We start from the raw sequence: 12401 nt of genomic DNA on the forward strand, positions 1-12401 counted from the left end.
GTCGAAAATGGAATGCAAGATGTGCTTAACTCCGCTTATCCTGTTTGAACCTTCATAGACAGATGGTGATGGAAATGGGTACAGTATTAATATCAGGCTGCTGAAAGAAAGGAAGATGACGGATGCAAATGATCGATATTACACAATACAATCCGGAGACAATGCAACTGGCCAGGCCTATATATGACAGGATGAAGAGAGTTTTGCTGGCAGAAGGGCGTGCCATTCACCCGGCCATTCTGGAAAGAATAGAGGATATGGGAATCACTACGCTGATTGTAAAGGATGCTGAATCAGAAGGCATTTCAATGGATGAAATGATTGATATGCCTACCTGGATGGATACAATTACTGTCGTGCAGAAGGCATTTGATCTGGCAGCTAAAAAGCAAATGTTAAATGTGGCAGAGCTCCAAAAATCAGTGGCTCAAATGATTGGCGAAGTCACAAAACGAAAGACCATCGTCCTGGTCCCATCCTCATCTGTTCCCCCTGAATTAAAAAGCTATGCCCATTCCGTCAATGTGGCTCTGCTTGCCATCCAGACGGCTAAAAAATTGAAATATACACAGTCGCAGCTTCGGGACCTTGGCATCGGCTCCCTATTGCATGATATTGGAAAAGCAGTATCTGAAGAGGACGAGGAGCATCCGCAAAAGGGTTTCGAACTCATTAAAAACCAGCGGGAAATCAGCTTGCTGTCGGCCCATATTGCATATCAGCACCACGAGCTTATGAATGGAAAAGGCTATCCGAGAGGCCTGGCAGGAGATGACATCCTTGAGCTTCCGCAGGTTTGTGCTGTGGCCAGTTTATACGAAAATTTGATTTCAATCGACAAGATGCTTCCGCATGAAGCGCTGGAATTGATTATGACCAAATATGAAACGGAGTATAAAGGAAAGGTTATTGAAGCCTTTGTCAATAGCATTCCTTCCTACTATCCGGGAACGAAAGTGATTCTTCATAACGAGCAGAAGGCCATTGTGACAAAAATCAAACAGCATTTCCACAGACCGGTCATCCGTCTGCTGGAGGATCAGCGGGAAATCGATCTGGCCGTGAGCCCGTCGATTGTGATTAAAGAAATCCTGGTCGGGTAATGAATGGAGCACCTCTATTATTATGAGGTGTTTTTTCATTTAGTTTTTCGAAATAAATACCAACATAATTTTTATATAATTTGTTATAATCAGAATTAACTATTTTAACACTTTAATACAGAGGTGAACTCCATGAATTTTGATTTCCAACACCACCCATACCCATCCCAGCGAACAACCGTCATGGCAAACAACGGCATGGTCGCAACGTCTCAGCCGCTGGCGGCACAGGCTGGATTAGATGTCATGAAAAAAGGCGGAAATGCCATTGATGCAGCAATCGCCACAGCAGCAGCTTTAACTGTGGTTGAACCGACATCCAACGGAATCGGGGCGACGCATTTGCCCTCGTCTGGACGAAAGGGGAACTGCATGGTTTGAATGCAAGCGGCCCTGCACCAAAGTCCATATCAATAGAAGCTCTAAAGGAAAGAGGCTACGAGAAAATGCCGACACACGGCTGGATGCCGGTTACGGTGCCTGGTGCTCCATCCGCATGGGCTGAGCTTTCCAAGCGATTCGGCAGGCTTCCGTTAAAAGAAGTCCTTCAGCCCGCTATTGATTATGCGGAAAAAGGCTATCCGTTAACACCGATCCTCGGCAAGTACTGGCAGTATGCGTATAAAAAATTCAAACAGACTCTGACGGACGATGAATTCCAGCATTGGTTTGAAACCTTTGCTCCGGACGGACGGGCTCCTGAAATTGGCGAGGTCTGGCGTTCTGAAGGCCATGCAGCCACTTTAAGAGCCATTGGCGAAACAGACGGCGAAAGCTTTTACCGCGGGGAGATCGCTGATAAAATCGATGCTTTTTCAAAAAAATACAATGCTTTTTTATCAAAAGAAGACCTCGCTGATTACAAGGCGGAATGGGTAGATCCCATCAAAGTAAACTACCGAGGCTATGATGTTTGGGAAATCCCGCCGAACGGCCAGGGGCTTGTAGCTCTCTTAGGGTTAAACATTGCCAAAGGCTTCGAATTTGGTGATAAAGATACGGTGGATACCTATCACAAACAAATCGAAGCGATGAAGTTAGCTTTCACAGACGGCAAGGCATTTATTACAGATCCTGCTGAAATGAAAGTGACTGTTGAAGAACTGCTCTCGGAGGAGTACGGCAAATCCCGCCGCAACGAAATTGGCGAGAAAGCCGTAACACCTGAGCCATACCAGCCGCCGCGCGGAGGTACTGTGTATCTGGCGACTGCAGACAGCGAAGGGAATATGGTTTCCTTCATTCAAAGCAATTATATGGGCTTTGGCTCAGGGCTTGTCGTTCCTGGAACGGGAATTGCCCTCCAGAACCGCGGACATGACTTCTCTCTTGATCCGGAGCACCATAATGCACTGAAGCCGGGCAAGAAAACATATCACACGATTATTCCTGGATTCCTGACAAAAGACGGAAAAGCCGTTGGACCTTTCGGTGTGATGGGCGGCTATATGCAGCCCCAGGGTCATATGCAGGTGGTCATGAATACAGTAGATTTCCACTTGAACCCGCAGGCAGCACTTGATGCGCCAAGATGGCAGTGGGTTGAAGGGAATAAGGTCCAGGTGGAGCCGCATTTCCCTAATCATATTGCCCAAGCTTTAGTGCGCAAAGGCCACCAAATTGAGGTAACCGTTGATACCGGCGGATTCGGCCGCGGCCAGATTATCTGGCGTGACCCGAAAACAGGCGTGCTCATGGGCGGAACCGAACCGCGAACGGACGGATCAATCGCTGCCTGGTAATAAAAAGTGAGGAAGCAGCACGCATATAAGAGTAAAATAACCATATAAAAGGTATAGGGGAGCGGACCACACAAAAGCCGCTCCTTCATCTGCTTTTTGCGGAGACGGAGGCAGTGTTACCCAACTGGTCTAGTAGTGGTATAGGTACCTGGTACCGATGATAACAACGAAAGAGGTGGAGGCATCATGAAGCAGCTTGACATCTTTATGGCTTTTTTTAGAGTAGGCATCCTCGGTTATGGCGGAGGCCCGTCGTCGATTCCGCTTGTCCATAAAGAGGTTGTTGATAAATATAAATGGATGGATACGGATGAATTCGGCGATGTGCTGGCTCTCGGGAACGCACTCCCAGGCCCGATTGCCACAAAAATGGCCGGCTATATCGGCTATCGTGTTGGCGGATTTCTTGGCATGGTCACTGCACTTGCAGCAACAATGGTACCAACAATTGTCCTTATGATTATTCTTCTTACCGCATTAAATACATTCAAAGACCAGCCATGGGTAGCAGGCATGACAAAGGCAGTCGTTCCAGTTGTGGCTGTGATGCTGGCAAAACTTACTTGGGATTTTGTTAAAAAGTCCTCGAAATCATCTCTGGGATGGGGCTGGACACTCCTTTTTGTAGGCGTAAGCTTAGTTCTTCTTGAATTCGTTAATATTCATCCTGCGATTATCATTTTTGTTTTGCTGACAGCGGCTCTCCTGAAAAATGATAAAGCGGATAAAAATGAAGCAAAAAAGGAGAGGAATCTCGCATGATTTACGTTCAGATCTTCTTGGCATTCTTCATTCCGGGGATTCTCGGATACGGCGGGGGACCGGCATCCATTCCGCTGGTTGAGAATGAAGTGGTCGACAATTATGAATGGCTCACCACAAATGAATTCAGTGAAATGCTGGCAATGGCTAATGCACTGCCCGGTCCGATTGCCACAAAAATGGCCGGTTATATCGGATATGAACAGGGAGGAATCCTCGGGGCCATCGTGGGGGTATTCGCCACTGTAGCTCCATCCCTGGTCCTGATGATTACCCTGCTCGGACTTCTGATGAAATATAAGGAATCGCCGCGCGTCAAACGAATGACTACTTATATCCGGCCGGTTATCGCTGTTCTGCTTGGTATCATGACGTACGATTTCTTATTTTCAGCATATGAAGGTGCCGGCATCTGGCAGACACTTTTCATCGGACTGCTTAGCTTCTTCCTCATGGAAAGGCTTAAAGTCCATCCGGCTTATGTGATCGCCGGAGCGCTTGTATACGGAGGACTTGTTTTAGGATAGGGGGAGGGTTTTTTATGACATTTTCCATCGTGGGATACGATCCGAAGGAAAAAGAATGGGGAATTGCGGTTCAATCGAAATTTCTTGGAGTCGGTGCAGTAGTGCCTTTTGCAAAAGCAGGTATTGGAGCGGTTGCGACTCAGTCATACGCCAATACTTCATATGGACCGCGTGCGTTGCAAATGATGGAAGAGGGGAAAACTGCCGAGGAAACACTTGAAATCATTACTAAAGATGATCCTGAAAAAGAGCTCCGCCAGGTCGGACTGCTGGATAGCATGGGAAATCCGGCAACGTTCACAGGAGAAGGCTGCTATAATTGGGCTGGAGGCATGATAGGTCCTCACTTTGCCGCGCAGGGCAATATCCTTGTGGATGAAAAAACGGTTGAGGCAATGGGCCAGACGTTTATCTCAACAGACGGCACTCTGGCTGAGCGCCTGCTCGCCGCCTTGAATTCAGGCCAGGCAGCCGGCGGTGACAGCCGCGGCCAGCAATCCGCAGCCCTTCTTGTTGTGAAAGAAGCTGGCGGATACGGAGGATTTAACGACCGCTACATAGACTTAAGGGTCGACGACCATTCCGAGCCGATTACCGAGCTGATTCGGATTTATCATCTGCAGCAGCTCTATTTTGCACCGTCAAAGGCTGAACGGATTACGGCCATTGAAGGTGAGATAAAAGAGGAACTTGTTCGCGAATTAACTCGGCTCGATTATTTAAAGGCTGGTCAGGGTGATGAACAGCTATTGAAAGCATTGACTGCCTTTATTCATACCGAAAACTTCGAAGTCCGCGAGCAGGAAGCGGGGAAGATTGACTTGGATGTTTTGGTGTATATGAAAAAACTTTGAAACGGAGAGGGAGCTCTTCGTTTTTTCTTTGGGTTCAGATTAGCTGGAATTTAAGCTTCCTTAACCTGCCAAATGTTAAAATCCTCTTGATTAATGCCTAAACGGCTGATAAATGTTAGGATAGTATAGTTAAACGAATTTGGTAGGAGAGATTTAGAAGATGTCAACAGTAAAAGTAAGCAGAAACGAACCGTGCCCATGCGGGAGCGGAAAAAAATATAAAAAATGCTGCGGCAGCAGGGATGCCGTTTCGATTAAGGATGTATTGAATCACGAAGTTATTGAGCTTCAAAAGGAAGCAAGGGTCTTTGCACTTACTCATTTTGCGGAAGACATGAAAGAGGATTTCAAGGACCTTCTGGATATACTTGAAGACATTGAACCGCAGGAAAAAGAGTTTTATGAATTTGTGCACTCTTTCTGGTACGTTCTTTTTGGAACGTTGGAAGATATGGACTCCATCATGGATGAGTTCATTCATTCTAAGCTGCCAGCCGTCACGCGCCCCCGCTTAAAAAACATTTTGAAATCGTGGGAGGACAGTAAAGCTGCAGCTGGAAAATTAATTGAAGTGACTGAAGACAAAGCAGTTATCGAGGATTGTCTGACCGGGAAGGTTTACAATGTCTCTATATTTGGTGATATGGACGTTAAGGAAGGGAACTTTGCCTTTGCTATGCTGCTTCCTTATGGAGAAGAGTATGTGGCATTTCCTGCTATATTTGACCTGCCGGGAGAGAACTCTGCGCAGTTTGCAGACTACATCCAGTATTCCTTCGAAGAATCTGGATATGAGAATCCGGAAGAATACTTGGCTGAATTCCTCATTGACCTTATGAATGACACGCCAAAATCATCAGTTGGTCCAAATATGGACAATTTCGATTGGCCTACCAAGGGTGCAGAACAGGTTGCTGAAATGTTCCGGGACGACATGATTAAAGCTGATGAAGAGCCATGGCTGATCGGCATGGGAATTTCACTTTGGATGGAGTACCTCAAGAAAACCGGCAAACAGGTTAAAAAGCCTGATAACTATGTTGCGGGCCTTCGATACCTTGTTAGCACCATAGCTCCTGTAAAGGAAAATCTCACTCAGAAAGAATTCGGAGAGTTATACGGCATCAATGCCAACCGGGTTTCCAATTATTATGGCGAGATTTACGACGCAGTAGAGAAAACCATTATAGAACTGATAGAATCGTCGAATTCGTAAAATGGAGAGCATCGCTGCTCTCTGTTTTTATTTATAAACCCAAACTCAAACCCCCATAATAAGCCACCCAGCCGCCGAACCGAAACCAACACCCCTATCATCAAACTAACGCCCTCGATTAACCCCAAATGCGGCATAAGTTGTCACCCCCTTCCCAAAGTGGTAATATTAATAAGAAATAATGTGAATTTTCATAGGAGGATTCTGCCGGGAAATAGCGAATCTATTACTACCTGTGCAATGATATTAACTATGAAATCAGATATGTCCAGCCCTGAATAAAGAGCTGTTATATCCAACATAAAGGAGCGTTTTTAATGCTTGGGATTTTAAATAAAGTGTTTGATCAAAATAAACGCGAACTAAAACGCCTTACCAAAATGGCAGAAGAAATCGATGCTCTTGCATCTGATATGGAAAAATTATCGGACGAGCAGCTGCGCGAGAAAACGGAAGAATTCAAAGCCCGCTATCAAAAGGGCGAAACTGTTGATAATCTTCTGACTGAAGCCTTTGCGGTTGTCCGTGAAGCAGCGAAGCGCGTTCTTGGTTTATACCCATATCCGGTTCAGTTAATGGGGGGATTTCCCTTCATGACGGAAACATTTCCGAGATGAAAACGGGTGAAGGTAAAACTCTGACTGCAACTATGCCGGTTTACCTTAATGCCTTAACTGGAAAAGGCGTGCACGTTGTAACGGTCAACGAATACCTCGCAAGCCGTGACGCCACTGAAATGGGTCAGCTCTACGAATTCCTTGGCCTGACTGTTGGCCTTAACTTAAACGGACTTTCCAAAGAAGAAAAGCAGGCTGCCTATGCGGCTGATATCACATATAGCACAAACAATGAGCTTGGGTTTGATTACCTTCGCGATAACATGGTTCTTTACAAAGAGCAGAAGGTTCAGCGTCCTCTTCACTATGCCGTAATCGATGAAGTTGACTCCATCCTTATTGACGAAGCGCGTACACCGCTGATCATTTCCGGCTCAGCTCAAAAGTCTACACAGCTTTATATTCAGGCCAATGCGTTTGTCAGCCGCCTGAAAAAAGATGAAGATTTTACGTTTGATGAAAAAACAAAAGGCGTGCAGCTGACTGAAGAAGGGATGACGAAAGCAGAGAAGGCTTTTGGAATCGATAACCTTTTCGACATTTCCCATGTTGCACTTAACCACCATATTACACAGGCACTAAAGGCAAATTCCAGCATGCACCTGGATGTTGATTATGTCGTTCAGGACGATGAGATCGTCATCGTTGACCAATTTACAGGCCGTCTGATGAAGGGCCGCCGTTACAGTGATGGGCTTCACCAGGCTATCGAAGCGAAGGAAGGGCTTGAAATCCAGAACGAAAGCATGACCCTTGCAACGATTACATTCCAGAACTATTTCCGTATGTACGAAAAGCTTGCCGGTATGACTGGTACGGCGAAAACGGAAGAAGAGGAATTCCGCAATATCTACAATATGAACGTTGTGGTGATTCCGACAAACCGTCCGATCGCCCGTGATGACAGAGCAGATTTGATTTATGCCACAATGGATGGCAAATTCCGTGCGGTCGTAGAAGATATCGCCGAGCGCCATAAAAAAGGACAGCCTGTACTCGTTGGTACAGTGGCGATCGAAACATCTGAAATCATCTCTAAATACCTGAGCAAAAAAGGTGTTCCGCATAACGTCCTAAATGCGAAGAACCACGGCCGTGAAGCGGAAATCATCCTTGATGCCGGTAAGCAGGGTGCTGTAACGATTGCCACGAACATGGCAGGTCGCGGTACGGATATCAAGCTAGGTGAAGGTGTAAAGGAAATTGGCGGTCTTTGCGTTATTGGTACAGAGCGTCATGAAAGCAGACGTATTGATAACCAGCTCCGCGGACGTTCCGGACGTCAGGGAGACCCTGGTGTCACGCAATTCTACCTTTCCATGGAAGATGAATTGATGCGCCGTTTCGGTTCTGACAATATGAAATCGATGATGGAACGTCTTGGAATGGATGACACTCAGCCAATCCAGAGTAAAATGGTTTCAAGAGCCGTTGAATCTGCGCAAAAACGCGTTGAGGGCAATAACTTCGATGCCCGTAAGCAGCTTCTTTCTTACGACGATGTTCTTCGCCAGCAGCGTGAGATTCTTTATGGTCAGCGAAACGAAGTTCTAGAGTCTGAGAACTTGAGAGAGATCGTTGAAAAAATGATCATGACCAGCATCCAGCGCAATGTGGAAGGATATGCACCTGGACATGAAGATGAGGAAAACTGGAACCTGCAGGGTATCATTGACTATGTTAATGGGAACCTTCTGAATGAAGGCGACCTTACTGTAAATGACATCCGCGGCAAGGATACGGAGGAAATCGCCGAAACCATTTTTGCCAAGGTTAAAGAACGCTATAATGAAAAAGAAGAAATGCTTAGCCCTGAGCAAATGCGTGAATTTGAGAAAGTTATCGTGCTTCGTGCCGTTGACTCCAAGTGGATGGATCACATCGACGCAATGGATCAGCTTCGCCAGGGAATCCATCTGCGTGCGTATGGCCAGACCGATCCACTCCGTGAGTATCAGGGAGAAGGCTTTGCGATGTTTGAAAACATGATTGCTTCCATCGAAGAAGATGTGGCTAAATACATCATGAAAGCCGAAATCCGCAACAACCTCGAGCGCGAGGAAGTGGCCAAAGGCCAGGCCGTCAACCCGAAAGAAGACGGTGAAAAGGTTAAGAAAAAACCTGTCGTCAAGCAGATGGACGTCGGACGCAACGACCAATGCATCTGCGGCAGCGGCAAGAAATATAAAAACTGCTGTGGTGCAGAGAAATAAAAAGAGAGCCGGCAACAGCTTTGCCGGCTTCTCTCTTTGGAAAAAGCTTGTAGGCATATGCTGATATAGGCTTTTACAGATAATCACCCTATAATGGGTAAAAATAATTTTCGAGGTGACCAAAATGGAATTAGCAGATATTCGCAATGAACTTGAAAAAACAGCTAAGATTTTAGCGGACTTTAGGGGGTCTCTTTGACTTAGAAAACAAAGAGGCACGCATCGCTGAGCTTGACGATGTCATGCTGCAGCCTGGATTCTGGGATGACCAGCAGGCAGCACAGGTTGTAATCAGCGAATCAAACTCACTAAAAGACCAGGTAGTTGAATTCCACGATTTATACGAAGTATTTGAGAATCTGGAATTAACTTATGAACTCGTAAAAGAAGAGAGCGACGCAGAATTGCAGGCCGATCTAGAGGAAGAGCTTAAGGACCTGGTAAAGCGTCTGAACGACTTTGAGCTTCAGCTTCTTTTAAGCGAAGAATATGATAAAAACAATGCCATTCTTGAACTGCATCCGGGTGCAGGCGGAACTGAATCACAGGACTGGGGCAGTATGCTGCTTCGCATGTACACACGCTGGGCTGAAAAGAAAGGCTTCAAGGTGGAAACGCTTGATTACCTGCCGGGAGATGAAGCGGGGATCAAGAGTGTTACGCTTAGCATCAAGGGACATAATGCTTATGGATACTTGAAAGCAGAAAAAGGCGTGCACCGCCTTGTCAGGATCTCACCATTTGATTCATCAGGACGCCGCCATACTTCATTCGTTTCCTGTGAAGTGATGCCGGAATTCAATGATGAAATTGAAATTGATATCCGTACCGAAGATCTCAAAATCGACACATACCGTGCAAGCGGCGCCGGCGGTCAGCATATCAACACAACTGACTCTGCTGTCCGTATCACCCACTTGCCGACAAATGTCGTGGTAACCTGCCAGACAGAGCGTTCCCAGATCAAAAACCGCGAACATGCCATGAAAATGCTTAAAGCCAAGCTCTACCAGAAGAAAATCGAGGAGCAGGAAGCTGAATTGGCTGAAATCCGCGGTGAGCAAAAAGATATCGGCTGGGGAAGCCAGATCCGTTCCTATGTTTTCCACCCGTATTCAATGGTGAAAGACCACCGCACCAACACGGAGTCAGGTAATGTCCAGGGAGTTATGGACGGAGACCTGGATACGTTTATTAACGCATACTTGCGGTCAAAATTGATTTTGCCTCAGGATTAATATTAGGAGATAAGAAGCCAATGCCGGCAGAGAGACCGGCATTGGCTTTTTTGTGCAGAATCAAAATATAAAATCTCTACATCCTGCCTCCCCGGTCTCCAGCCTGATAAAAAATGCAGAAAAATTTTTACTGAAAATGTTTTGTCAGCATATCATTAAATCCTTTCCCCCTTTAATACTTCATAGCATCATAAACTCCAATCATTTTATTGAAATAGTTTAAATTTCACGACCATTTTTGAATATAAAAAATAGTTTGACAAATAAAATAAGCTGACGTTAAAATACAAATATGTTCACGAATACAGAACTGAGTTTTATAATGTAAAACAAAATGATTTGAAGGAGTGATAAACTTAAAAATATTTAATGGTTTTTTGAAAGCGTTTTTATAAATTAAATATGTTTTTTGAACTTCCAATGATAGCGCAAACATAGAGTCACTATCATTTTTAAAAATATTGAGGGGGAAGATTGATGAAGAAATTGTCTATTTTATTTTTGAGCATTCTTATGTTCAGTACGATGGTGTTGGCAGCATGCGGAGGTGGATCAAACTCAACCGGCGCTTCTGAAAAAGGATCCGATAGTGCCAGCGGAGAAGGGGGCAAGCGGACAATCAAAGTGAGTATTGGGGTCAATGACAAGCATCCGGAATATGAGGCATCCTTGAAATTTAAAGAGCTGGTTGAAGCAGAGTCAGATGATTTAACAGTGGAAGTCTATCATTCCGGCCAGATTGCCGATGACCGTTCAGCAATTGAAATGCTTCAGTTCGGTACGCTTGATGTGACCATTCCATCTACTTCACCGCTTGTAAACTTTATACCGGCGTATGGTGTTTTCGACCTTCCATTCACGGTCCCAAATGAAGAAGTGGCAGATAAGGTTTTGGATGGTCCTTTTGGAGATAAGATGCTTGAAATGGTTGATCAGCAGGGATTAGTTGGTTTAGCCTGGTGGGAAAATGGTTTCCGTAACTTAACAAACGATGTAAAACCTGTTGCAGGTATGGAGGATGTTAAAGGATTGAAGATCCGCACAATGGAAAATGAAATCCACTTAGATGCCTGGAAAGCCCTTGGTGCTAACCCAACTCCAATGGCATTCACTGAATTATTTACAGCTTTACAGCAGGGGACGATCGACGGACAGGAAAACCCATATCCAACAATATTGTTAAGTAAGTATCCTGAAGTACAAAAGCATGTTTCGAATACAAATCATGTGTACACACCTTTCATTTTCTTATTCAGCAAAAAGATTTGGGAAGAGCTTTCTGCAGAACAACAGGATATCATCTCGAAAGCAGCAGTAGAAGCAGGTAAGTTTAACCGTGAGCGTACACGTGAAGTAGCGGACGAATCACTTGAAACGCTAAAGAAAGAAATGACTTTTACAGAAATCAAAGAGGGAGAATTTGAAAAGTTCCAGGAAGCTGTGAAGCCGGTTATTGATAAATACAAAGATAAAATCGGAGCTGAAATTGTAGACGAGTTCCTTGCTGAGATTGATAAGGCAAAATAAATTTGAAACGAGCAGCCGGTTGTCGCTCGATGGCCGGCTGCTTTTTGAAGAAGAGAGGCGATCAGTTTGATAAAAGTACTAAGATGGCTGGACGATAACTTTGAAAAATACATACTATTCGTTTTATCGGCTATCATGGTTTCTGTCATTTTTATACAGGTGTTTATGCGTTATGTGATGTCAAATTCACTGTCATGGTCAGAAGAGCTTGCGCGGTACTGCTTTATCTGGCTGATCTATATCGGTATCAGCTATGCTGTCAAGCATCATCGCCATATTAAAGTGGATGCCGCACTCATTCTTTTTAAAGATAAAACGAAAATTTATTTTTCACTCATCTCTAATATCCTCTTTTTAGTATTCTGCGTATATGTTGTGTTCTATGGTTACGGAATTGCATCCCAACTGCTGATGTTTGGACAGACAACACCTGCACTTCAAATTCCGACAGGCATTGTATATCTTGCTCCACCTGTTGGCATGGGGCTTGCGGGCATCCGATTGATTCAAAATATCATAGGCAATATTATATCGATTAAAAACTATGATAAAACTCATGAACTTCCAAAAGATGCTGAACAAAATATAAATGTGATCTAGAT

At 44.9% G+C, this 12401-nt stretch carries 8 protein-coding genes and 2 pseudogenes; all 10 read left to right on the forward strand.

Annotation, left to right across the window (positions count from 1 at the left end; translation table 11 throughout):
• Window positions 1–122 precede the first annotated feature (122 nt).
• The 10 genes and pseudogenes from LLY41_RS03145 to LLY41_RS03190 all read left to right on the forward strand — a co-directional run bounded on the left by LLY41_RS03145 (window position 123) and on the right by LLY41_RS03190 (window position 12399).
• Complete coding sequence (locus LLY41_RS03145; protein ID WP_304586932.1) at window positions 123–1103, forward strand: HD-GYP domain-containing protein; 981 nt, start codon at window positions 123–125, stop codon at window positions 1101–1103.
• A 132-nt stretch (window positions 1104–1235) separates the two neighbouring features.
• Window positions 1236–2845: pseudogene (locus LLY41_RS03150) on the forward strand (gamma-glutamyltransferase family protein).
• A 186-nt stretch (window positions 2846–3031) separates the two neighbouring features.
• A complete protein-coding gene (locus LLY41_RS03155) occupies window positions 3032–3607 on the forward strand; it encodes a chromate transporter (protein WP_304586933.1) in 576 nt (191 codons plus the stop codon).
• Entirely contained in the window at window positions 3604–4134 is a 531-nt protein-coding gene (locus LLY41_RS03160) for a chromate transporter (RefSeq protein ID WP_304586934.1), read from the forward strand. Before LLY41_RS03155 ends, LLY41_RS03160 begins: the two co-directional genes overlap by 4 nt.
• A 14-nt stretch (window positions 4135–4148) precedes the next feature.
• The gene (locus tag LLY41_RS03165; protein ID WP_304586935.1) at window positions 4149–4988 is read left to right on the forward strand and encodes a DUF1028 domain-containing protein; all 840 of its coding nucleotides are present in this window, start codon (window positions 4149–4151) and stop codon (window positions 4986–4988) included.
• A gap of 160 nt (window positions 4989–5148) precedes the next feature.
• Window positions 5149–6204: a YecA family protein gene (locus tag LLY41_RS03170; RefSeq protein ID WP_304586936.1), complete on the forward strand. Its 1056-nt coding sequence runs from the start codon at window positions 5149–5151 to the stop codon at window positions 6202–6204.
• Between the two features lie 317 nt (window positions 6205–6521).
• Window positions 6522–9034: pseudogene (gene secA / locus LLY41_RS03175) on the forward strand (preprotein translocase subunit SecA).
• Between the two features lie 124 nt (window positions 9035–9158).
• Window positions 9159–10272 (forward strand): peptide chain release factor 2 gene (gene prfB / locus LLY41_RS03180; RefSeq protein ID WP_142301765.1). Its coding sequence is split into 2 segments (ribosomal slippage): window positions 9159–9230 and window positions 9232–10272, totalling 1113 coding nucleotides; the frame shifts between segments, so codons are not numbered across the junction.
• A 477-nt stretch (window positions 10273–10749) separates the two neighbouring features.
• Entirely contained in the window at window positions 10750–11799 is a 1050-nt protein-coding gene (locus LLY41_RS03185) for a TRAP transporter substrate-binding protein (RefSeq protein WP_095243439.1), read from the forward strand.
• Between the two features lie 66 nt (window positions 11800–11865).
• The gene (locus LLY41_RS03190; protein WP_095243440.1) at window positions 11866–12399 is read left to right on the forward strand and encodes a TRAP transporter small permease; all 534 of its coding nucleotides are present in this window, start codon (window positions 11866–11868) and stop codon (window positions 12397–12399) included.
• Window positions 12400–12401: the final 2 nt, after the last annotated feature.

Origin of the sequence: Cytobacillus firmus, from assembly GCF_023612095.1 — a bacterium.
In the GTDB taxonomy this organism is placed as follows: Bacteria; Bacillota; Bacilli; order Bacillales; family Cytobacillaceae; genus Cytobacillus.